This is a genomic window from bacterium, assembly GCA_026129405.1.
In the GTDB taxonomy this organism is placed as follows: domain Bacteria; phylum Desulfobacterota; class Binatia; order DP-6; family DP-6; genus JAHCID01.
This window is the reverse complement of record JAHCID010000010.1, coordinates 30324-52443: the sequence shown is the minus strand read 5'-3', so window position 1 is coordinate 52443 and position 22120 is coordinate 30324. Positions and strand designations below refer to the sequence as shown.

26 protein-coding genes and 1 riboswitch are annotated in these 22120 nt (G+C 70.0%); of the genes, 19 read left to right on the top strand and 7 right to left on the bottom strand.

The annotated features are described in order from the left end of the window. Positions 1-2: 2 nt before the first annotated feature. The 9 genes from KIT14_23975 (at position 3) to KIT14_23935 (ending at position 8409) form a co-directional block, all read left to right on the top strand. Positions 3-395: a hypothetical protein gene (locus KIT14_23975; GenBank protein ID MCW5893586.1), complete on the top strand. Its 393-nt coding sequence runs from the start codon at positions 3-5 to the stop codon at positions 393-395. Beyond that, positions 392-1282 carry an SCO family protein gene (locus KIT14_23970; GenBank protein MCW5893585.1) on the top strand — a complete coding sequence of 297 codons (891 nt, stop codon included), beginning with the start codon at positions 392-394 and terminating at the stop codon, positions 1280-1282. The genes KIT14_23975 and KIT14_23970 overlap by 4 nt, the downstream gene beginning before the upstream one ends. Continuing rightward, positions 1279-2256 carry a cytochrome c oxidase subunit II gene (gene coxB, locus KIT14_23965; GenBank protein ID MCW5893584.1) on the top strand — a complete coding sequence of 326 codons (978 nt, stop codon included), beginning with the start codon at positions 1279-1281 and terminating at the stop codon, positions 2254-2256. The genes KIT14_23970 and coxB overlap by 4 nt, the downstream gene beginning before the upstream one ends. Further along, complete coding sequence (gene ctaD, locus KIT14_23960; GenBank protein ID MCW5893583.1) at positions 2256-3923, top strand: cytochrome c oxidase subunit I; 1668 nt, start codon at positions 2256-2258, stop codon at positions 3921-3923. The genes coxB and ctaD overlap by 1 nt, the downstream gene beginning before the upstream one ends. Continuing rightward, positions 3916-4584, top strand: coding sequence for a cytochrome c oxidase subunit 3 family protein (locus KIT14_23955; protein MCW5893582.1), 669 nt, complete (start codon positions 3916-3918; stop codon positions 4582-4584). Before ctaD ends, KIT14_23955 begins: the two co-directional genes overlap by 8 nt. Positions 4585-4594: 10 nt before the next feature. Then, entirely contained in the window at positions 4595-4921 is a 327-nt protein-coding gene (locus tag KIT14_23950) for a cytochrome C oxidase subunit IV family protein (GenBank protein ID MCW5893581.1), read from the top strand. A gap of 133 nt (positions 4922-5054) precedes the next feature. After that, on the top strand, positions 5055-5723 hold the full coding sequence (locus KIT14_23945; GenBank protein MCW5893580.1) for a succinate dehydrogenase cytochrome b subunit: 669 nt from the start codon (positions 5055-5057) through the stop codon (positions 5721-5723). Continuing rightward, on the top strand, positions 5720-7633 hold the full coding sequence (locus KIT14_23940) for a fumarate reductase/succinate dehydrogenase flavoprotein subunit (GenBank protein ID MCW5893579.1): 1914 nt from the start codon (positions 5720-5722) through the stop codon (positions 7631-7633). Before KIT14_23945 ends, KIT14_23940 begins: the two co-directional genes overlap by 4 nt. Before the next feature lie 29 nt (positions 7634-7662). Beyond that, the gene (locus KIT14_23935) at positions 7663-8409 is read left to right on the top strand and encodes a succinate dehydrogenase/fumarate reductase iron-sulfur subunit (protein MCW5893578.1); all 747 of its coding nucleotides are present in this window, start codon (positions 7663-7665) and stop codon (positions 8407-8409) included. Between the two features lie 106 nt (positions 8410-8515). Here the strand turns inward: KIT14_23935 and KIT14_23930 are convergent, their stop codons facing one another. The 4 genes from KIT14_23930 to fabF all read right to left on the bottom strand — a co-directional run bounded on the left by KIT14_23930 (position 8516) and on the right by fabF (position 12398). Continuing rightward, positions 8516-8683 carry a hypothetical protein gene (locus tag KIT14_23930; GenBank protein MCW5893577.1) on the bottom strand — a complete coding sequence of 56 codons (168 nt, stop codon included), beginning with the start codon at positions 8681-8683 and terminating at the stop codon, positions 8516-8518. A 312-nt stretch (positions 8684-8995) separates the two neighbouring features. After that, positions 8996-10144 carry an ArsA family ATPase gene (locus KIT14_23925; GenBank protein MCW5893576.1) on the bottom strand — a complete coding sequence of 383 codons (1149 nt, stop codon included), beginning with the start codon at positions 10142-10144 and terminating at the stop codon, positions 8996-8998. Next, on the bottom strand, positions 10141-11139 hold the full coding sequence (locus KIT14_23920; protein ID MCW5893575.1) for a P-loop NTPase: 999 nt from the start codon (positions 11137-11139) through the stop codon (positions 10141-10143). The genes KIT14_23925 and KIT14_23920 overlap by 4 nt, the downstream gene beginning before the upstream one ends. Next, positions 11136-12398, bottom strand: a complete 1263-nt coding sequence (gene fabF, locus KIT14_23915) for a beta-ketoacyl-ACP synthase II (GenBank protein MCW5893574.1) — start codon at positions 12396-12398, stop codon at positions 11136-11138. Before fabF ends, KIT14_23920 begins: the two co-directional genes overlap by 4 nt. A gap of 102 nt (positions 12399-12500) precedes the next feature. Here fabF and KIT14_23910 point away from each other — a divergent pair, with 102 nt between their 5' ends. The 10 genes from KIT14_23910 to KIT14_23865 all read left to right on the top strand — a co-directional run bounded on the left by KIT14_23910 (position 12501) and on the right by KIT14_23865 (position 20527). Continuing rightward, the gene (locus tag KIT14_23910) at positions 12501-13382 is read left to right on the top strand and encodes an outer membrane protein assembly factor BamD (protein MCW5893573.1); all 882 of its coding nucleotides are present in this window, start codon (positions 12501-12503) and stop codon (positions 13380-13382) included. A 79-nt stretch (positions 13383-13461) separates the two neighbouring features. Then, a riboswitch (SAM riboswitch) is annotated at positions 13462-13575 on the top strand. A 41-nt stretch (positions 13576-13616) separates the two neighbouring features. Then, positions 13617-14345 carry a HesA/MoeB/ThiF family protein gene (locus KIT14_23905; protein ID MCW5893572.1) on the top strand — a complete coding sequence of 243 codons (729 nt, stop codon included), beginning with the start codon at positions 13617-13619 and terminating at the stop codon, positions 14343-14345. Next, complete coding sequence (locus KIT14_23900; GenBank protein ID MCW5893571.1) at positions 14342-15595, top strand: threonine synthase; 1254 nt, start codon at positions 14342-14344, stop codon at positions 15593-15595. The genes KIT14_23905 and KIT14_23900 overlap by 4 nt, the downstream gene beginning before the upstream one ends. 51 nt (positions 15596-15646) lie before the next feature. Beyond that, positions 15647-15922 carry a MoaD/ThiS family protein gene (locus KIT14_23895; GenBank protein ID MCW5893570.1) on the top strand — a complete coding sequence of 92 codons (276 nt, stop codon included), beginning with the start codon at positions 15647-15649 and terminating at the stop codon, positions 15920-15922. A gap of 13 nt (positions 15923-15935) precedes the next feature. Continuing rightward, a complete protein-coding gene (locus KIT14_23890) occupies positions 15936-16913 on the top strand; it encodes a cysteine synthase family protein (GenBank protein ID MCW5893569.1) in 978 nt (325 codons plus the stop codon). Next, entirely contained in the window at positions 16910-17194 is a 285-nt protein-coding gene (locus tag KIT14_23885) for an NIL domain-containing protein (protein MCW5893568.1), read from the top strand. The genes KIT14_23890 and KIT14_23885 overlap by 4 nt, the downstream gene beginning before the upstream one ends. After that, positions 17195-17764 carry a hypothetical protein gene (locus KIT14_23880; GenBank protein MCW5893567.1) on the top strand — a complete coding sequence of 190 codons (570 nt, stop codon included), beginning with the start codon at positions 17195-17197 and terminating at the stop codon, positions 17762-17764. Further along, complete coding sequence (locus KIT14_23875) at positions 17761-18951, top strand: hypothetical protein (protein ID MCW5893566.1); 1191 nt, start codon at positions 17761-17763, stop codon at positions 18949-18951. The genes KIT14_23880 and KIT14_23875 overlap by 4 nt, the downstream gene beginning before the upstream one ends. Before the next feature lie 87 nt (positions 18952-19038). Next, complete coding sequence (locus KIT14_23870) at positions 19039-20295, top strand: sulfate adenylyltransferase (GenBank protein ID MCW5893565.1); 1257 nt, start codon at positions 19039-19041, stop codon at positions 20293-20295. Positions 20296-20350: 55 nt separating this feature from the next. Next, positions 20351-20527 carry a hypothetical protein gene (locus KIT14_23865; GenBank protein ID MCW5893564.1) on the top strand — a complete coding sequence of 59 codons (177 nt, stop codon included), beginning with the start codon at positions 20351-20353 and terminating at the stop codon, positions 20525-20527. Positions 20528-20772: 245 nt separating this feature from the next. Here KIT14_23865 and KIT14_23860 read toward each other — a convergent pair whose 3' ends face one another. The 3 genes from KIT14_23860 to KIT14_23850 are packed head-to-tail and all read right to left on the bottom strand — an operon-like array spanning position 20773 to position 22099. Continuing rightward, positions 20773-21075, bottom strand: coding sequence for a hypothetical protein (locus KIT14_23860; protein MCW5893563.1), 303 nt, complete (start codon positions 21073-21075; stop codon positions 20773-20775). Between the two features lie 8 nt (positions 21076-21083). Next, positions 21084-21605 carry a hypothetical protein gene (locus KIT14_23855; protein ID MCW5893562.1) on the bottom strand — a complete coding sequence of 174 codons (522 nt, stop codon included), beginning with the start codon at positions 21603-21605 and terminating at the stop codon, positions 21084-21086. Continuing rightward, complete coding sequence (locus tag KIT14_23850; GenBank protein MCW5893561.1) at positions 21602-22099, bottom strand: zf-HC2 domain-containing protein; 498 nt, start codon at positions 22097-22099, stop codon at positions 21602-21604. Before KIT14_23850 ends, KIT14_23855 begins: the two co-directional genes overlap by 4 nt. Positions 22100-22120 lie beyond the last annotated feature (21 nt).

Below are 22120 nucleotides of genomic sequence, written 5' to 3'. Positions count from 1 at the left end.
CGATGCAGCATCCCGTCGACCCCCAAACCGATCCCTCGCTCGGCCACGAGCTGCGCGACGTCCGCTTCGGCTCCGTCTACGGCGCGGCGGCCGGCGTCGTCGTCCTCGTGGTGGTCTCGTTCGCGCTCATGTGGGGCATGCTGAAGCTGCTCGTCTGGCGCGAGGACGTCATGAGCCCGCCCGCGAGCCCGCTCGCCCAGTCCTACGCGCGGCGCGAACCGCCGGAGCCCCGCCTCCAGATCGATCCCATCGGCGATCTCGCTGCCCTGCGGGCGCGCGAGGTCGCGCAGCTTGCGGGCTACGGCTGGGTCGACCGGCAGGCGGGCGTCGTGCGCATCCCGATCGACCGCGCCATGGAGCTGCTCGTCGCACGCCGCGGAGGAGCCGCGCGGTGAGACGCGCCCCCTTGGTCCTCGCCGCCGCCCTGGCGTGCACGCTGGCGGGCGGGCGCCCGGCCGGCGCCTTCAAGGACGGTACGCCCGGCGCGGGCGGTGCCGCACCCGGGGCCGTCGGCGGCCCGAAGGCCTCCGACGGCCGGCCGGAGATCCTCCGCGACGTCACCTTCGATCAGAAGCTCGGCACCACGCTCGACCTCGACGCGGTCTTCCGCGACGAGGACGGCAAGCCGATCACGCTGCGCGAGGCGTCCGGCGGTAAGCCGATGCTGCTGGTGCCGGCGTACTACGAGTGCCCGATGCTGTGCACCATCGTCCTCAACGGCGTCGTGCGCATGATGCGCGCCCTGCCCTTCGACGCCGGCGACACCTACACGACGGTCACGTTCAGCTTCGACCCGAACGAGGGCGCCGAGCTGGCCAAGAAGAAGCAGGCGACTTACCTCGAGAACTACCGGCGGCCGAACGGGGCGAAGGGCTGGCGCTTCCTCACCGGCGACGCGGAGAGCATCCGCACGGTGACCGAGGCCATCGGCTTCCGCTACGCGTGGGACGAGGCGAGCAGGCAGTTCGCGCATGCGAGCGGCATCGTCGTCGTCACCCCGGAGGGTCGGCTGTCGCACTACTTCTACGGGGTCGAGTTCGCGCCCCGTGACGTGCGCCTGGCGCTCGTCGAGGCTTCCGAGGAGCGCATCGGCACGTTCGTCGATCAGCTGCTCCTCTTCTGCTTCCACTACGACCCCGCGACCGGGCGCTACAGCAAGGTGGCGATGAGCGCCGTGCGCGCCGGCGGGGTCCTGACGCTGCTCGCGATCGGCAGCTTCCTCTTCGTCATGATCCGTCGCGAGCGCCGCGCTCAGCCGGACCGGGAGGTCCGCTCGTCATGAATGACTTCCGGTTGTTCCCCGTGCAGGCGTCGACCCTGGCGCCGCAGGTCGACTACCTCTTCTTCTTCCTCGTCGCCCTGACGGTCTTCTTCACCGTGGCGATCGCGGCGACGATCGTCGCGTTCATGATCCGCTTCAAGCGGCGCAGCCACGACGAGCGGCCGCACGGCATCCACGGCTCGAACCTGCTCGAGTTCGCCTGGTCGATCATCCCCTTCATCATCTCGATCGGCATCTTCGGCTGGGGCGCCGTGCTGTACGCCAACATCCGCCGGCCGCCCGACGACGCGCTGTACGTGAACGTCGTCGGCAAGCAGTGGATGTGGAAGGTCCAGCACATGGAGGGCCGGCGGGAGATCAACGAGCTCCACATCCCGGTCGGCAAGCCCGTGCAGGTGACGCTGGCGTCCGAGGACGTGATCCACAGCTTCTACGTGCCGGCGTTCCGCACCAAGATGGACGCCGTGCCGGGTCGCTACACCCTCACCTGGTTCGAGGCGACGCAGCCCGGCGAGTATCACCTGTTCTGCGCCGAGTACTGCGGCACGCTGCACTCCGGGATGATCGGCAAGATCATCGCGATGGACCCGCCCGCCTTCCAGGCGTGGCTGGCCGGCGACAAGGGCGTCTCCGTCGCGGAGGCGGGCGCGCAGCTCTTCCAGCAGCAGGGCTGCGCCTCGTGCCACCTCGGGGGGCCGGGCGCCCGCGGCCCGCTGCTCGGCGGCATCTTCGGCAAGACGGTGAAACTGACCGACGGACGCACGGTCACCGTCGACGACAACTACCTGCGCGAGTCGATCCTCAACCCGCAGGCGAAGCTCGTCGAGGGCTATCAGCCGATCATGCCGACCTTCCAGGGTCTGCTCAGCGAGGAGAGCGTGATGCAGCTCATCGCATACGTGAAGTCGCTGCCGCCCGCGGGCGCGGAGGCGCCGTCGAGTGCGAAGGCGCACTCAGGCGCGGAGGCCCACTGATGAACACCGCCATCGACACGCGGCCGAAGGACGAGCCCACGACCTATCTCAACGCGGACTACACCGTCCGCTCGTGGCTGCTCACCGTCGACCACAAGCGGATCGCGATCCTCTACCTCGTCTCGATCTCGATCTTCTTCCTGGTCGGCGCCATCTTCGCCGGTCTGATCCGGCTCGAGCTGCTCACGCCGCGCGGCGACCTCGTCCAGAGCGACACCTACAACAAGCTCTTCACCATGCACGGCGTGGTGATGATCTTCTTCTTCCTGGTCCCGTCGATCCCGGCGGTGCTCGGCAACTTCCTGATCCCGCTGATGATCGGAGCGCGCGACCTCGCCTTCCCGCGCATCAACCTCCTCAGCTGGTACATCTTCATGATCGGCGCCGGCTTCGCGCTGTACGCCATGATCACGGGCGGCCTCGACACCGGTTGGACCTTCTACACGCCGTTCAGCACCTCGGCCTCGACGACCAACGTCATCCCGGCCGCGCTCGGCGTCTTCATCACCGGCTTCTCGTCGATCCTCACGGGCCTCAACTTCATCGTGACGATCCACACGATGCGGGCGCCCGGCCTCACCTGGATGCGCCTGCCCCTCTTCGTGTGGGCGCACTATGCGACGAGCCTGATCATGATCCTCGGCACTCCGGTGCTGGCGATCACCATCCTGCTCGTGGCCGTCGAGCGCGGGCTGCACCTCGGCTTCTTCGATCCGAAGCTCGGCGGCGACCCGATCCTGTTCCAGCACCTGTTCTGGTTCTACTCGCACCCCGCCGTCTACATCATGATCCTCCCGGGCATGGGCGTGATCAGCGAGCTGGTCACGGCCTTCTCGCGCAAGCGCGTGTTCGGCTACGCGTTCATCGCGGTCTCGAGCCTCATGATCGCCGTGCTCGGCTTCGTCGTGTGGGGCCACCACATGTTCACGAGCGGCCAGTCGGTCTACGTCGGCATGGTGTTCTCCTTCCTGTCGATGGCCGTCGCGATTCCCTCGGCGGTGAAGGTCTTCAACTGGACGGCCACGCTCTACAAGGGTTCCGTCTCTTGGGACTCGCCGATGCTGTACGCGCTCGGCTTCATCGGCCTGTTCACGATCGGCGGCCTCACCGGCCTCTTCCTCGCGACGCTCGGCCTCGACGTGCACGTGCACGACACGTACTTCGTCGTCGCGCACTTCCACTACGTGATGGTGGGCGGTGCGATCATGGCCTACCTCGGCGGCATCCACTTCTGGTGGCCGAAGATCACCGGCCGGATGTACCCCGAGGCGCTGGCGAAGGTCGCGGGCGTGATCGTGTTCCTCGGGTTCAACCTCACGTTCTTCCCGCAGTTCATCGTGGGCTACCTCGGCATGCCGCGGCGCTACCACGTGTATCCGGACGAGTTCCAGGTGCTGAACGTGATGTCGACGGCCGGCGCGACCATCCTCGGGATCGGGTACCTGCTGCCGATGCTCTACCTGCCCTGGTCGCTGCGCTTCGGAGAGCGCGCCATCGCGAATCCGTGGGGCGCCGCGGGCCTCGAGTGGGAGACGGCCTCGCCGCCGCCCACCGAGAACTTCGTCCGCACGCCGATCGTCACCGCCGAGGCCTACGACTACGAGACGTCGGTGCAATTCCCGCCCGCTCCGGCGAACGGGTCCATGAAGGAGGCCGCCGTTGGCTGAGCTCGCTGCACACGCGCACCACGACGTCAACGTCGCGCATCAGTTCGACGACGCCGAGCAGCAGAAGGAGTCCGTCACCGTCGGGATGTGGGCATTCCTCGTCAACGAGGTGATGTTCTTCGGCGGGCTGTTCGGCCTCTACATCGTCTACCGCTTCCTCCACCCCACCGCGTTCCAGCACGCGTCGCACCACCTCGACGTCACGCTCGGCACCTTCAACACCGCCGTCCTGATCGGCTCGAGCCTCACGATGGCGCTCGCCGTCCACGCGGCGCAGATGAGCCACAACCGCTTCCGCCAGATCTTCTGGGTGATGGCGACCGTCGTGCTCGGCAGCGTGTTCCTCGGCGTGAAGGTCTACGAGTACTACCACAAGTGGGTGGACCACCTGATCCCGGGTCCGAACTTCCACTGGCCGGACGCCGGCGAAGCGCACGCCGTGCAGATATTCTACTCGCTCTACTTCGCGATGACCGGTCTGCACGCGCTGCACATGATCATCGGCGTCGGCATCATGGCCTGGCTCATGTGGGCGATGTGGAAGGGCCGCTTCGGGCCGGCCTACCACAACCCGGTCGAGGTCTGCGGCCTGTACTGGCACTTCGTCGACATCGTCTGGATCTTCCTCTTCCCCCTCCTCTACCTCATCGGTCGTCACTGAGGCTGCGCACATGAGCTCCGCCAAGTCCGTCGCCCACGAAGCCGAGCACGCGTCCGAGCACGTCGTCGGGATCGGGATGTATCTCGCGATCTTCGTCTCCCTGATGGTGCTGACGGCGATCACGACCGCCGTCGCCTACGTCGATCTCGGCGCGCTCAACAACGTCGTCATGCTCGGCATTGCCGTGCTGAAGGCGACGCTCGTCGTGCTGTTCTTCATGCACGTCCGGTTCAACAGCCGGCTGACGCAGATGTTCGCCCTCTGTGGGTTCGTATGGATCCTGCTGCTCTTCGCCTTCACGGTCGGCGACGTGGCGACCCGCGGCATCCTGCGCTGACCGCAGTATTCGCGTTGCTAATGTGAGCGCGGCGGCGTTTTGCTTTGGATATTCATGTCCCCTGCCCTAGCATCGTAGCCACGTGCGGCGGGCGCGCCGGAGATGAGAGCGCACGCTGCGGAGGACAAGACGGGTGTCTCGGGTGCTGAAATTCCTGACCGGTACCATCGGTCAGAAGGTCCTGATGGGCCTCACGGGGCTCGCCCTGATCGGGTTCCTCGCGACCCACATGAGCGCGAACCTGCTCGTCTTCGTCGGACCCGGCGCCTACAACGCCTACAGCCACTCGCTCACCTCCAACCCGCTCATCTATCTGGCAGAGGCCGGCCTGGCGGCGCTCTTCGTCGCCCATCTGGTGAGCGGCATTCGCGTCTGGCTGCGCAATCGTGCGGCGCGCCCCGTCGCCTACCAGATGAAGAAGCGCGCGGGACACACGAGCCACAAGAGTCTCGCGTCGACGACGATGATCCTCACCGGGCTCGTCCTGCTCGTCTTCGTGCCGCTGCACATCCGGATGTTCAAGTTCGGCCCCCACTACGAGACCCCGGGCGAGCCGGGCATCCGTGACCTCCACCGCCTGGTGATCGAGGATTTCCAGAACCCGTTGCTCGTCGCCTGGTACGTGCTGGCGATGGGCGTCGTCGGCTTCCACCTCTGGCACGGGTTCGGCAGCGCCTTCGACTCGCTCGGCGTGGCGCATCGTCCCGCGATCCGGCGCACGGGGCAGATCGTCGCCCTCGCGATCGCCGGCGGCTTCACGCTCGTTCCCGTCGTCGTGTTCTTCACCGGAGGTCGGCTGTGACGCTGGACGGCAGGGTCCCCTCCGGTCCGCTCGAGGGCAAGTGGGAGCGGCACAAGTTCGACATGAAGCTGGTGAACCCGGCCAACCGCCGGAAGCACACCGTCATCGTCGTCGGCACCGGCCTCGCGGGCGCATCGGCGGCCGCGTCGCTGGGCGAGCTCGGATACAACGTCCTCGCCTTCACCATCCTCGACAGCCCGCGCCGGTCGCACTCGATCGCGGCCCAGGGTGGCATCAACGCCGCGAAGAACTACAAGAACGACGGCGACTCGGTGCACCGCCTCTTCTACGACACGGTGAAGGGCGGCGACTTCCGGGCCCGCGAGGCGAACGTCCACCGCCTGGCCGAGATCAGCGTCCACATCATCGACCAGTGCGTCGCCCAGGGCGTCCCGTTCGCGCGCGAATACGGCGGGCTGCTCGACAACCGGTCTTTCGGCGGCGCCCAGGTGTCGCGCACCTTCTACGCGCGCGGCCAGACGGGCCAGCAGCTCCTCCTCGGCGCCTACCAGGCGATGATGCGCCAGGTCGACCGCGGCCAGGTGAAGCTCTTCGCGCGGCGCGAGATGCTCGATCTCGTCCTCGTCGACGGCCGCGCCCGCGGCATCGTCACGCGCGACCTCGTCACCGGCGAGCTGGAGCGGTGGTCGGCCGACGCCGTGCTCCTCTGCACCGGCGGCTACGGCAACGTCTTCTTCCTGTCGACGAACGCCGGCAACTCGAACGTCACGGCCAACTGGCGCTGCACCCGCCGCGGCGCGTACTTCGCGAACCCGTGCTTCACGCAGATCCACCCGACCTGCATCCCGGTGACCGGCGACTACCAGGCCAAGCTCACCCTCATGAGCGAGAGCCTGCGCAACGACGGCCGCGTGTGGGTCCCGAAGCAGGCCAGGGACCAGCGCCCGCCGCAGCAGATCCCGGAGGCGGAGCGGGACTACTACCTCGAGCGCCGCTACCCGAGCTTCGGCAATCTCGTTCCCCGCGACGTCGCCTCGCGCGCCGCGAAGGCGGTCTGCGACGAGGGCCGCGGCGTCGGCGCGACGGGGCTCGCCGTCTACCTGGATTTCGCCGACGCCATCAAACGGCTCGGCGAGAAGACGATCCGCGAGCGCTACGGCAACCTGTTCGACATGTATCGGCACATCACGGGCGAGAATCCGTACGAGGTGCCGATGCGCATCTACCCCGCCGTCCACTATACGATGGGCGGCCTGTGGGTGGACTACGAGCTCATGAGCAACGTCCCCGGCCTCTTCGTGCTGGGCGAGGCGAATTTCTCCGACCACGGCGCCAACCGTCTCGGCGCGAGCGCTCTCATGCAGGGCCTCGCCGACGGCTACTTCGTGATCCCGTACACGCTCGCCAACTACATCGCGAGCAACAAGCTGCCCGCGGTCGCGACCGACCATGCGGCGTTCGCGGAGGCGGCGGCGAGCGTGCAGCAGCGCATCGAGACGGTGCTCGCCGTGAACGGCAGCCGCACCGTACAGGACTTCCACCGCGAGCTCGGCAAGCTCATGTGGGACTATGTCGGCATGTCGCGCACCGACGCGGGGCTGCGCACCGCCCTCGCCCGCGTGCGCCAGCTCCAGCAGGAGTACTGGCAGGACGTGCGCGTGCCCGGCGACCGCAACAACCTGAACAAGCAGCTGGAGCTCGCGTTGCGCGTCGCCGACTTCCTCGAGTTCGCCGAGGTCATGACCTTCGACGCGCTCCATCGCAGCGAATCGTGCGGCGGACATTTCCGCGAGGAGAGCCAGACGCCCGACGGCGAGGCCAAGCGCGACGACGAGCACTTCTGCTACGTCGCCGCCTGGGAATTCCGCGGCGCCGGCACCGATCCGGTCCTGCACCAGGAGCCCCTCACCTTCGAGAACGTCCACCTGGCGCAGCGGAGCTACGCGTAGGAGCCCCGGCCGTGCACGACGCCAAGCACATCGCCCTGAACCTCAAGGTGTGGCGCCAGGCCAACGCGGCCGACGCCGGGCGCCTGGTCGACTATCGTCTCGAGGGCCTCTCGCCCGACATGTCGTTCCTCGAGATGCTGGACGTCCTCAACGAGAAGCTGATCCGCGAGGGCAAGGATCCGGTCGCGTTCGACTACGACTGCCGCGAAGGCATCTGCGGCTCGTGCGGCGTCATGGTGAACGGCGTGGCGCACGGCCCCGAGCCGGCTTCGACCACCTGCCAGCTCTACATCCGCTCCTTCCGCGACGGCGACACCGTCGTCGTCGAGCCGTTCCGGGCCCGCGCCTTCCCGGTCGTGAAGGATCTGGTCGTCGACCGCAGCGCCTTCGACCGCATCATCGCCGCCGGCGGCTACGTCTCGGTCGACACCGGCAGTGCGCCCGAAGCCAACATGATCGCGGTTCCGAAGGCGGAGTCCGACGCTGCCATGGACGCCGCCCAGTGCATCGGCTGCGGCGCGTGCGTCGCCGCGTGCAAGAACGCCTCGGCGGTCCTCTTCACCGGCGCCAAGATCGACCACCTCGTTCGCCTCCCCCAGGGTACTCCCGAACGCGAGCGGCGGGTCGCCCGGATGGTCGGGCAGATGGAGACGGAAAGCTTCGGAGCCTGCTCGAACGAGGGCGAGTGCCAGGCGGTGTGCCCGAAGAGCATCTCGGTGCGGGTCATCCAGCGGATGAGCCGCGAGTACGTACGCGCGTCGCTGAAGGGCTACTGACCGGGCAACGCCGACGACCCGACGCCGCACGCACCCGCTCCGCCGAACGAGACGTGCGACGCCGGCCGCCGGGTCCGGCGTCCCTCCCGAGACGCCCGCGCACCGCTCACTGATGGGGGCGGTGCGGCTCCTGCTGCGACTGCCCGCCGCGGCCCGGCTCCTGGCGCTGCTGGCCCTGCCGGCCCTGGTCGGGGCGTTGCTGCTCCTTGCGCTGCGGATCCTGGCGGTGCGGCTGGCCGCCCGGGGTCTGCGGATTGTTCTTCTCCTGATTCATCGTGCGTCTCCTGTCGCGGGTCGATTTCGCGGGCATGAGGCCCGCACGGTCCTTCGATGCGAGCCGCATGCCAGTCGTCGATCCCGGCGAAGCGCAACCCGTCCTACAGGGCGAGCGTCTCGTCGGCACCGGGTCACGCGGCCGTTTCCGGCGGCTGGGCGCGAGGCGCGCCGTGACCTTGCCTCCCGCGGCCGTCCCGGGTTCTACAAACGACCCGGCGCACGGTCGGCGACGCCGGTGCGCCGCTCGCCCCGTGACCGCCGCGCACGACGAGGCAGCCTGCCCCGCCCGCCGCACGCCGCACGCCCCGGCCTACGCCTGACCGAACAACGAGCGGTGCATGGCCGCGAGCGCACCGAGGTCGTGCACGTCGCGCCCGAAATCGGGAACGCGTACCAGCGGCACGCCGCGGCGCAGGCCGCGCCGGAAGAGATCGAGCCGGAGCTGCTCACCGCGCGCGAGCACCTGGTAGTCGACGAAGTTCGCGGCGAGGGCGCGCGCTGCCGTGCCGGGATCGCCGAGCGCGGCGGCGACCGCCTGCTCCACGTCCTCACGCGCCTCGGGTCCGACCTCGACGCGACCGCCGCGCCGGAACTCCTCGTGCATGCGGTTCACCACCACCGCGCGCAGCGGCATGCGCAGCTCCGCCATCTTGGCGCCGAGATACTCGGCGTCGCCGAGCACCTCCTCCTCGGCGCTCGTCACGACGACGAAGGCCGTCTCCGGACCGCGCAGGACCTCGTGCGCGCGATCGACTCGCGCCTGGAAGTTGTCGAAGAGCCCGCTCATGCTGGTGAAGAAGTCGGATATCTCGGCGAGCGCGGAGATGCCGGTCGCCTGCTCGAGCCGCTGGAGCAGGAAGCTCATGGTGCGGTTCACCACACGCAACGCCGACCAGCCGGCGTTCAACGGGCGCATGAACCACTTGAGCACGCTCTTGTCGAGGAAGTCGCCGAGCCGCTGCGGCGCCTCGAGGAAGTCGAGGGCGTGCCGCGTGGGCGGCGTGTCGACGACGATGAGGTCCCAGTCCCCGCCGTCCACCAGCTCGCAGAGCTGCTCCACGGCCATGTACTCCTGCGAGCCCGCGAACGTCTGCGAAAGGTGCTGGTAAAACGGGTTCGCGAGGATGCGCTCCCTGGCCTCGGCCGGCGCATGGCGCTCGACCAGCGCGTCCCAGGCGCCCTTCTGGTCGAGCATCATGGCCCACAGCTCGCCGCGCGCCGCGAGCCCCCCGGAGGCGAGCAGGTCCGGCGGGATGCGGTGCGGCTCGCTGCCGAGGTCCTTCAAGCCGAGCGAGACGGCGAGCCGGCGCGCCGGGTCGATGGTGAGCACGACCGTCCGCCGGCCCTCGAGGGCGCCCCACAGCCCCAGCGACGCAGCGACCGTCGTCTTGCCGACGCCGCCGCTGCCGGCGGAGACGATGACGTGATGGCTGCGGACCACGTCGGCGAGCGTCGTCATCGCGCAGCCCCGGCGGCGGCGGGGGCGCCGAGCGCGGTGGCGACGCCGTCTGCGAGCACGCGCGACAGACGCTCGAGCGTCGCCGCGTCGAACTCCTCGACGAACACGAACGGCAGCTCGACGAGCGGCGCGTCGCCGAGCTCCGCGCGCAGGCGCCCGAGGTAGTGCGCGTGGATCGCGGCCCAGCCGCTCTCCTCGCGGGCGCGCGCCGCGACCCCGTGGAGCAACGCCCGCCCCTCGCCGTCCGTCGCCTGCGCGGCGGCGTCGAGGCGGCCCAGCAACGCCTCGTCGAAGTGACGACCGCGGACGCGGTTGGCGACGACGAGGCCGCGCGGCATGCCGAGCTGGTCGCGCAGCTGGGCCTCGGTCTCGAGCGTCTCGGTGACCGGCATCTCCTCGGGCAGGGTCACGAGATGGACGGCCGTGAGCGTCGGATCCTGGAGCAGCGACACGATGCGCGCCGCCTCGCGCTGGACGAGCCCGGCGCCGAAGGTGTCGCGGGCGGCCTGCGGCATGCGCAGCACCTGGAGGCTGTGGCCGGTCGCCGGGGCGTCGACCACGAGCACGTCCCACACGGGCCTGCCGTCCTCCTCCCGCGTCGCCTCGAACCAGATCTTGCCGACGGTCATGAGCTCCTTCAGCCCCGGAGCCGCGGCGACGAAGTACTGATAGACGCGGCTCGAGAAGATGGACTGCAGGAGCCGCTTCACCGGCACGATCATGCCGAGGTACTCCTCGAGCGCGGCGCGACCCTCGATGGACGTCACGTGCAGATTCGGCGCCACCCGTACGATCGCGCCGGCGGGGGGCGGCGTGGCCAACCCGAGCAGGCGGGGCAGACGGCCCGCGGCGTCCATCTCGACGGCGAGCGTACGCAGCCCGCGCCGCGCCTGGAGCCGCGCGAGCGCGGCGGTCACGGTCGTCTTGCCCACGCCGCCCTTGCCGACCACGACGTGGAGGCGGCGGTCGAGCAGCGGCCGCGACGGCGGGCTCACGCCGTGGGTTGCCCGAACACCAGCGTGACGTTGGTGCCGCCGAAGCCGAACGAGTTCGACAGCGCCGCCCCCACCCGAACCTCGCGAGCACGGTTCGGCACGTAGTCGAGGTCGCACCCGGGATCGGGCTCGTCGAGGTTGATCGTCGGCGGCAGCACGCCGCGACGAAGCGCCAGCACCGTGAAGGCCGCCTCGACCGCTCCGGCCGCACCGAGGAGGTGCCCCGTCATCGACTTCGTCGAGCTGACGGCGACCCGGTAGGCGTGCGCACCGAAGACCGTCTTCAGGGCGTCGGTCTCGGCCTGGTCGTTGTAGGGCGTGCTGGTGCCGTGCGCGTTCACGTAGCCGACGGCATCGGACGCGAGACCGGCGTCGTCGAGCGCCTGCTGCATGCAGCTCGCGGCTCCGCCGCCCTGCGGCGACGGCTGGGTGATGTGGTACGCGTCGCAATTGGCGCCCCACCCGAGCACCTCCGCCAGGATGGGAGCGCCGCGCGCCTGCGCGTGCTCGAGGGCCTCCAGCACCATGATGCCGGCGCCTTCGGCGACGACGAAGCCCTCGCGGCGCGCGTCGAACGGGCGACTGGCACGCTCGGGCTCGTCGTTGAAGCTGGTGGCGAGCGCACGCATCGCCAGGAAGCCGCCCACGCCGAGGAGGCCGATCGGCGCCTCGGCCCCGCCGGCGAGCACGACGTCCTGCCGGCCCTCGCGGATGAAGCCCACCGCGTCGCCGATGGCGTGCGCGCCGGAGGCGCAGGCGCTGGTCGTGCAGTAGCTCGGGCCGCGCGCGCCGAAGCGCAGCGAGATCTGGCCCGCGGCCATGTTCGGGATGAGGCGCGGCACGAAGAACGGCGACACCTTCTTGATGTCGAGCGCGGCGAGGTGGCCGTGCGCATCCTCGAGCGTCGATAGGCCGCCCATCCCCACGCCCACGATGGCGCCCACACGCTCCGGGCGGGTGAGCGGCAACGGCAGCCGGGCGTCGTCCACCGCCATCTGCGCCGCGGCGACGGCGTAGTGGATGAAGACGTCCATCTTCTTGAGGTCCTTCTTCTCGACCCACTGGGCCGCGTCGAAGTCGCGAACCTCGCCGGCGACACGGGCCGGCAGCCGGGCGGCGTCGAAGCGGGTGATGCCGCGCACCCCGGATCGGCCTGCGACGAGCGCCTCCCAGTTGCGCTCGGTGCCGGTACCGAGGGGCGTGACCAGACCGACGCCGGTCACGACCACCCGTCGTCGGGTGCCGTTTGGTCCGTGCAAGTCGGGCACAGTAGGAGCCGCCTTGGGGGGAGTCAAGGTGAAGTCCGCGGCCGGACTTCCATCGCGTTGACTCCCCGCAGACCATCCTCTAGCACGTCGCCCATGCGGCGCACCCTGCCGGTCGTCCTCGTGGTCTCGGTCCTGCTCGCACTCGCCGGGTGCGCAGGCAAGAAGCCGATCACGCCGGCCGCCGACCTGTGGACGCAGGGGAGCGAGGCGATGGACCAGGAGTCCTGGGACCTCGCGATCGAGAAGTACAAGGCGCTGCTCGATCAGTACCCGTTCGATCCGAACGCCGAGCAGGCCGAGCTGCGGATCGCGCAGGCGTACTACTTCTCGAACCGCTACCCCGAGGCGATCGCGGCGTTCGGCGACTTCGAGCGCATGCACCCGACCAGTCCCAACCTCGCCGAGATCGAGTATCGCCGCGGCCTCGCCTACCTGGCCCAGCACAAGACGCCCGACCGCGACCAGCAGGCGGTCACGAACGCCCTCGGCTCGTTCCAGAACATCGTCGATCGCTACCCGGGAACCCCGTGGGCCGACCGCGCGACGCTGCGCATCCGCGAGTGCCGCGAGAGCCTGGCCGAGCACGACGCCGGCATCGCCACGTTCTACCTCCGGCGCGGCAGCCTCCGCGCCGCCGAGGCACGCCTGCGCGGCCTCCTGCGCCAGTATCCGGACACCGACGCGACGGCGCAGACACTATGGGTCTTCGCTGCGGCCTGGAGGGATCGGGACGAGCCCGAGGAGGCCCACCTCGCACTCGCTACCCTCGCCTACCACCGGCCCGAGCTGCCGATCGCGGCCGAGGCCCGGGACAAGCTGGCGACCACGGGTGGCGTCCCCGCGCAGGATCCGATGCCGGCCCTCGTCGCCCGCATCGATGCCCTCGCCTACACCCCGGAGCGGCTCGCCGTGCCGAGTACGGTGTCGTCGTACCCCGAGCGGGCGGGGGCCGGACAGCCCGGCGCCGGGCGGTGAGCACGCGCCTCGGCCCGACTTCGCATTGACACGCCGGCGTGAATCGGGCTACCTCGCGACCGAGAGACAGACGCACGACATCTTATCCAGAGTGGCGGAGGGACCGGCCCAGCGAAGCCACAGCAACCGGCGAACGACCGGTGCTAATTCCGACGCGGCGAGCGCCCCCCGCGGGCCCCGCGAAAGATAAATGTTCGCATGCTGGTGAGACCGTCACACGTCTGACGAGCCAGCATGCCCCATCCCGACACCTTCAGCCTCGACCATGGCCGCGCCCTCGTGATCGGCGTCGGCGGTCTCGGCAGCCCGGCGGCCATGGCCCTCGCGGCGGCGGGGGTCGGCACGCTCGGTCTCATGGACCCAGACGTCGTCGAGATCTCGAACCTGCACCGCCAGCCGCTCTACGACGAGGCGGATGTCGGGCGTCCCAAGGTGCTGGCAGCCGCCGCGCGGCTGCACGACCGGCACCCTGCCCTCGCCATCGAAACCGAGGTCCGCCGCTTCGGCGCCGACGACGAGGCGCTGCTCGCCGGCTGGGACGTCGTCCTCGACGGCACCGACACGATCGCCGCCAAGTTCACGGTCAACGATGCAGCGGTGGCGGCGGAGGTGCCGCTCATACACGCCGGCGCGCTCGGCTGGCGCACCCAGCTGCTGACGGTGCTGCCGCACGGCAGCGCCTGCTACCGCTGCCTCTTCGAGGAGGCCCCGCCCGCCGACGAGGTACCGTCCTGCCAGGAGGCCGGCGTGCTCGGGCCTGCCGTCGTCCTGGCCGGGACCCTCCAGGCCGGCGAGGCGGTCCGCATCCTCGCCCATCTCGAGCCGGCGTTCCGCGATCGGCTCCTCACCATCGACACCCGGACCGGGACGTGGCGCAGCGTCCCGCTGTCGCGCGATCCCAACTGCGCCGCCTGCGGCGACCGCCACGAGGTCCGGGCCGCGCAAAGGAGTAATCACCCATGAGCTACGTGACGGGACTGCGCTGCCGCGAGTGCGGCGCCGAAACGCCGGTCGCGCCGCTGCACGTCTGCGAAACCTGCTTCGGGCCGCTGGAGGTCGTCTACGACTATGCGGCCATCGGCAAGGTGCTGACGCGCGAGCTGATCGAGAGCCGGCCGCGCAACCTCTGGCGCTACCGCGAGCTGCTCCCTGTCGAGGGCGAGCCCCGCATCGGCATGCACTCCGGCTACACGCCGCTCGTGCGCGCCGACCGCCTCGCCGAGGTTCTGGGCGTGCAGGAGCTCTGGGTGAAGGACGACTCCGTCAACCACCCGACGTTCTCCTACAAGGATCGCGTCGTCTCGGTGGCGATCTCGAAGGCCGTCGAATTCGGCTTCGACACGGTGTCGTGTGCGTCGACCGGCAACCTCGCCAACTCGGTGTCGGCGCACGCCGCCCGCGCGGGGCTCAACTGCTACATCTTCATCCCGGACGACCTCGAGCAGGGCAAGGTCATCGGCTCGACGATCTACGGGCCGCGCGCCGTCGCCATCCGCGGCAACTACGACGACGTGAACCGCCTGTGCAGCGAGATCGCCGACAAGTACGGCTGGGCCTTCGTCAACATCAACGTGCGGCCCTACTATACCGAGGGCGCCAAGACGTTCGGCTTCGAGGTCGCCGAGCAGCTCGGCTGGAAGCTGCCGCAGCACATCGTCGTCCCCACGGCCGGCGGCACGATCCTCCCGAAGGTCGCGAAGGCCTTCAAGGAGCTCCGCGACCTCGGCCTCGTCGAGGGCGACTTCAAGATCTACTCGGCGCAGGCAGGCGGCTGCGCACCGGTCGTGCAGGCCCTGCATCGCCAGACGGATCTCATCGCGCCCGTGAAGCCGCAGACGATCGCCAAGTCGATCGCCATCGGCAACCCGGCCGACGGCTTCTACGTGCTGAAGGCCGTGCGCGAGTCCGGCGGCTGGGGCGAGTCGGTCACCGACGAGGAGATCGTCGAGGGCATCAAGCTCCTCGCCCGCACCGAGGGCATCTTCACCGAGCCCGCGGGCGGCACCACGGTCGCCGTCACCAAGAAGCTCATCGAGCAGGGACGCATCCCGCGCGACGAGTCGATCGTCATCAGCATCACCGGCAACGGGTACAAGACGCTCGAGGCGGTCACGGGCAACGTCGAGCAGCCGTTCCGCATTCCCGCCCGGCTCGCCGACTTCGACGAGCTCTATGCCAGGCTCCGCGGCACCCGCGAGGCCACGGCCGTCTGACCACAGCCGCCGGCCGATCGCGGCTGGCAACCCAGGAGAGGACCCGACACTATGACCCAGGTTCGAGTGCCGACGCCGCTGCGCAAGTTCACCGGCGGGGCCGAAGCCGTGGAAGCCCAGGGAGCCGACGTGGCCGCGCTCATCCGTGATCTCGACAGCCGTCACCCGGGCATCCGCGATCGCATCTGCGACGAGCAGGGGGCCGTGCGCCGCTTCGTCAACATCTTCGTCAACGGTGAGGACATCCGCTTCCTTCAGAACCTCGAGACGCCGGTGAAGTCCGGCGACGAGATCTCGATCGTGCCGGCGATCGCCGGCGGACGGTGAGCGTCCGCGCACGATGAACCCCGCGGTCGCCCATGCCGCCCTCGCCGGCCCGCTCGGGCCGCGCGAGGGAGCGCTCGTCGCACCCTCGGTGCTGACGCTCGTCGGCAACACGCCGCTGTGCGAGCTGCGGCGCGTGCGCGACGGCGTGCCGCCGGGGGTGCGCATCTTCGCCAAGCTGGAGGGCTTCAACCCGGGCGGCTCGGTGAAGGACCGCGCCGCGCTGCGCATGGTCCAGGACGGCATCGAGACCGGCCGCCTGGTCCCCGGCAAGACCATCCTCGACTCGACCTCGGGCAACACCGGCATCGCGCTGGCGATGATCGGCGCGGCGCTCGGCTATCCCGTCGAGCTCGTGATGCCGGAAAACGTCAGCCGCGAGCGCAAGGACGTCATCACCGCGTTCGGGGCGACGATCGTCTTCTCCGACCCGCTCGAGGGCTCCGACGGCGCCATCCGTCTCTGCCGCACGCGCCTCGCCGAGGCGCCCGAACGCTACTTCAAGCCGGATCAGTACAACAACGAGGCCAATCCCCGCGCGCACGTCGAGAGCACCGGGCCGGAGATATGGCGACAGACCGCGGGCGCCGTGACCCACTTCGTCGCCAGCATCGGCACCGGCGGGACGATCATGGGCACCGGACGCTATCTGAAGCAGCAGAACCCCGCGATCGAGGTGATCGCCGCCGAGCCCGACGACGCCTTCCACGGCATCGAGGGCCTGAAGCACATGGCCTCGTCGATCGTGCCGGGCATCTTCCACGAGCAGGAGCTCGACCGGAAGCTCGGCATCTCCACCGACGACGCCTACAACATGGTCTACCGCCTGGGCCGCGAGGAAGGTCTGCTCGTGGGGCAGTCCTGCGGCGCCGCCCACTGCGCCGCGCTGCAGGTGGCGCGTGACCTCGAGGAGGGCACCGTGGTCGTGCTGTTCCCGGATTTCGGCGATCGCTATCTCTCCACGAACCTCTGGCTCGGGTGGCAGAAGCGATGAGCCGATCCCCGCGTCTCGCACGCGGCGGCACGAGCCGTCCGCAGCACAAAACCAAGCTGTACCTCACCTACCCGAGCCGTCTCGTGAAGGAGCCGCTCATCTACCAGCTGAGCCGCCAGTTCGATCTGGTCTTCAACATCCGCCAGGCGAGCGTCAACGAGGACATCGGCATCATCGCGATCGAGCTCGACGGCGCCAAGGACGCCATCGAGCGCGGTATCGCCTGGCTGCGCGAGCAGGGCGTGACCGTCGAGCCGATCGAGAAGAACGTGATCGAATAGATGCTGGACGACGCCGCGATCGAGCGCTGGAGCCGTCAGATCCTGCTGCCCGAGGTGGGCGGCACGGGACAGGATCTCCTCAACGCCGCCCACGTCGTCGTGGCGGGCGACGGCCCGGCCGCGGCGCTCGCACGCATCCTCGTGCAGCGCGCCGGGCCGATACTGGTCGAGGACGCGGGCGACGCGACCGTCCTGGTCGACGTCTCGGACGACCCGACGACCCGCGCACGCCTCGCCGACCATGCGCTCATGACCGGCGTCCCGCTCGTGTGCGGACACGGCATCGGCACCGTGGGGGCGGTCGCGACGCTCGTCGGGCGGCCTTGCGGCCACTGCTGGGATCCGGCGCCGAGCGGCGCCACGACGCCGTCGGCGGACGCCACCGCCACCGGCGCGCTGCGCCACGTCGCCCCCATGGCCCTCGGGGCCCTCGTCGCGGCCGAGGCCCTCTATGCCCTCCTGCTCGAGCCGGGCATGGGCCGGGTACAGCATCTCGACCTCGTCGCCGGCACGTTCGCCGGACCGCTCGAGGCCACCGGCGTCTGCGGGCGCTGCGGAGCCGACGCGTGAGCGCGGCGACCGACCCTCTGCGCTGGAAGCTCGGCGTCGCCGCGGGCGGGCTCCAGCTCGACTCCAGCGCCGGCGTGCTGGCAGCGGGACGACCTCCCGACACCATCGACCTCGTGCTACCCGACGGCATGCAGGTCGCCGCGCCGCTCGACGGTGCCGACAGCGCAACGCCCTATCGCCTCGCCGCCGAGTCCGGCCGCTATTTCCTCTCCGACCTGCGCCGGGCCGACGTTCGGCTCGAGGTACGCCCCGGGCGGACGCCGCGTTTCGCGAACGAACGGACCGGCCGCGGCATCCCGATGCAAAGTCTCGCGACCGTGCACGGCACGCATCTCGTCGTGCACCCGGGCGGTGCGTGCGGCTTCTCCGCCGCCGGCGCGCCGTGCCGCTTCTGTACCGAGGGCGCGCGCGGCACTGCGCACGGCGACGTCACGCCCGCCGACGTCGTCGAGGTCGTACGCGCCGCGTTCGACGAGGGCGCCGCCGAGCTGGTCCTGTTCAACTCGAGCGTCTTCGATGCGGACGACGGCGGCATCGCCCATCTGACCCCGCTCATCGAGGCGGTGCGCAAGCACTTCGACACGCTCGTCGTCGTGCAGACGCATCCGCCGCGCGACCTGCGCTGGATCGACCGCACGTACGCCATGGGCGTCGACGCCATCAGCTACAACCTCGAGGTCTTCGACGCCGAGCAGCTGGGACGACACTGCGTCGGGCGGGCACGCTACATCGGCCGCGATCGCTACCTCGAAGCCCTCGCCCACGCCGCGACCGTCTTCCCGCGCGGCACCGTCTGGACGGAGCTCGTGGCGGGCCTCGACGACCCGCAGACGCTCGTGACCGCCGTCGACACCCTGGTCGAAGCGGACGTTCAGCCGGTGATCGTCGTGCGCCGCACGCCGGCCACCCGCAGGCTCGACCCGGAGGCGCTGACGCCGGTGCTCCAGCACCTGTTCCGGCGCGTCCGCGAGCGCGGCATCCCGACCAGCTGGCTGCGCGACCTGACGCTCGGCGTGACCCCGCTCGAGGCGCGCTTCGCCGCGGGCGAGGACGCCCGGCTCTCGGTGGCGGTCCAGTCGTTCACCCGTTCGGGCCTGGGCGCCCTCGCCGCTCGCGGGCTCGCCCGCCTGCGCCGCCGTCTCCGGGTCCGTAGCGTCAGCGAGTCGTTCGACTCGGCCCACCTCTGAGCACGGCCGGCGCGTTTGAGCCGGCCACCCGATTCCCCTAGCCTGCACGGTTTCGACACACCGAGACCAGGAAGAAAGGACAGCCGTATGCCCGATCTCATCCCGCCCCATGGTGGACTCACCGAGCCGCTCGATCTCACCGTGCCGACCGCCGAGCAGGCCGCCTTCCGCGACAAGGCCGCGTCCCTGCCGAAGGTGCCCGTCTCCGACGCCGATCTCTCCAGCGTCTACCGTTTCGGCGACGGCGGCCTGAGCCCGCTGCGGGGCCCGATGGACCAGGCGACCTACGACCGCGTGCTCGACGAGGCGTGCATCGAGTCGAACGGCGCCAAGTACGCCTGGACGATTCCGATCTCGCTGCCGGTGACCAGCGCGCTCGCCGGCACGATCGAGCCCGGCCAGACCGTCGCGCTCACCAATGCGGCGGGCGAGCTCGTCGCAACGCTCGACGTCACGTCGGTGTTCGCGTGGGACAAGCCCCGCTACCTGAAGAATGTCTACGGCACCGAGCGCACCGATCATCCGGGCGCCGACATGGTGCTCAGGAACGACGCCGACAAGACGCACCTCGTCGGCGGCACGATCCGCGTCCTGCCGCAGCCGAAGAACCCGGCGTTCGGCAAGTACGTGCTCTCGCCGCGTGAGGTCCGCGCGCTGTTCCGCGAGAAGGGCTGGAAGCGCGTGGTCGCGTTCCAGACGCGCAACCCGCTCCACCGTGCGCACGAGTACGCGCTCGTCTACGGCCTCGAGACCCTGATCCGCCAGGGGCACGACGCCGGCGCCGTCTTGAACCCGCTCGTCGGCGAGACCAAGGGCGACGACGTGAACGCCGCCGTGCGCATGCAGACCTATGAAGCGCTGATCACGCAGCGCGGCCTCGGCGAGGGCGACAGCGACGCCGCGCTGTGGGGCCCACGCAACGAGTCGGTGCCGGACCGCGTCCTGCTGCTCGGGCTCGACATCAAGATGTTCTACGGCGGCCCGAAGGAAGCCGTGATGCACGGCATCTACCGCCAGAACTTCGGCTTCACCGACATCGTCATCGGCCGCAAGCACGCCGACGCGCCCTACGCCGACGGCTCCGCCATCTGGGGCGACTTCGACGCGCAGGAGATCTTCTCGAAGCTCGGCGGCGACCTGAAGATCCAGCCGCTGAAGGTCGGATTCGCGGCGTTCTACGAGTCGATGGGTCGCGTCGACCTCACCGACAACCACCCCGGCGAGAAGCCGGTCTCGATCTCCGGCAAGGACGTCCGCCAGACGCTCCAGGCAGGCAAGGAAGTCGACCCGCGCATCATGCGTCCGTCGACCTCGCGCATCCTCGCCGCCGCGATGAAGCAGTAGCACCGGGAGCGGGACGCCGATGCGCGTGGACGTCACCTGCCGCAAATGCGGCGGCATGAAACGTCTCGACGTCGGCGCCCCCGCCCCCGGCCAGAGCGTCGAGGAGCACCTCCACCTCCTCCGCGAACGCCTCACCCACCGCCCGAGCTTCTCCTGCTTCGGCGGTCACACCGAGCTCCGGCCCCCCGTCCCCGACTTCTGGACCGTCGACTGGTCGACGCTCGGCGACTAGTGTCCCGAGTCCGAAGTTCGTTGCCAAAGATCGGGCGGGATCGCGCCGCCCGGCGAGGCGCGACGACGAGGCATGGCCGTCGCCATGGTGAGGAGACGCAACGCAGCCGGGCGGCGTGAGACCGCCCGAGATTTGGTGACGAACTTCAGACTCGGGACACTAGATCGCCGGGGCACGCAGAGCGGGATCGGCAGCGTCGTGCAGGCGGAACGACGCGAAGCGAGCGGCCCCGCGGACGCGGGACGTCAGCGCGACGCCGCCGCCCCGAGCGGGTTCAGCTCGACGGACACGCCGAACACCTCGACCAGCAGCATCCAGAGCGCGAACAGCGTCACCACCAGCGTCCCCAGGGCCGTCACCGCAAGCCCCGAGAGCAACGCGATCGAGAGCAGCCCGCCGAGGGCCACCGCCGGCTGGAGGAACTCCGGCTGATTCCACGGCGCCACGGGCTGGAGCAGCGGCATCACGCCACGCTCGCTCACCTCGCCCCACAGCGCGTCGGCAACACCGCTCAGCTGCCGTCCGACCTCCTCGAGCCACGTCGTCATCGCCGTCGTCAGTGCTCCGCGCTCGGATGCTCGGCCTTGAGAAGCACCAGATAGGCGCTGTCCGAGCTTCCCGGACCAGGGGCGCTGCCCGCCTCGGCCGGCTCGAGACCGCCCAGCACGCCGTCGTGCCCCATCGAGAACACCATGGTGTGTTGGTTCGGAAGGCGCAAGGTGGTCTGCAGGAACTGCCGGCTCTGCTCGAGGAGGCGGACCTGCATCACGATCCGCCCGCGGTCGATCATCTTCGGCTGGAGGACGATGGTGCGCTCGCCCGGCAGCGGGATCACCTGCGTCTCGCGCCACGGCAGCGTGCGCGTGATGGTGACGAGGAGCTGGTAGTTGCGGAAGCCGGCGAGCCGGCGCAGCCGCGCCTTCAGCTGCGCGACGCGCGGATCGCAGACGCCCGAGTTGCTCGCGAGGACGGCCTGGATCTCGACCTGGATCGGTCCCGGCGGCGGCAAGGCGTGGCAGACCGCGCCGAGGCCGCTCACGAGGCCCAGCACGGCCACCCCGACCTGCGCGCGGGTCACCGCGCCTCGTTTCCGTCACCGAGCGCGATCAGGGTGAAACCCTTCTGGTCGCGCCGCACGGAGACCTGATGGCGATTCTCGACGGCGAGCCGGTCGATGGCGGCGACCTGCCGCACCGGCTGCTGCTGGACGACGTGGGACGTCGTCATCTGCACGTCGGGACGCGGCCCGTCGAGCAACGCGACCAGGACGGCGGCGGCAGCGAGCCCCGAGCCCCAGAGCGGCAGCGCGCGCAGCCGGCGTCGCCGGGTGACCTCCGCGTCGTGCGCGTCGAGGCCCTTCGCGACTCCGGCCCAGACCTGGGTCATGTCGAGCGTCGCGAGCGCGGCCTCGGCTTCGGCGCGCAACGCATCACCGAGGTCGCTCAGCTCGCGGATGCGCGTTTCGCAGGCGCTACAACCGCCGGCGTGTCGTGCGACCGCCAGCAGCATCGGGGGAGGAAGCTCCGTGTCGAGAAAGCGGTGGATGTGCTGCTGGACGTCGTCGCAGGTCATGGGCGGCCCATCTGGAGGTTC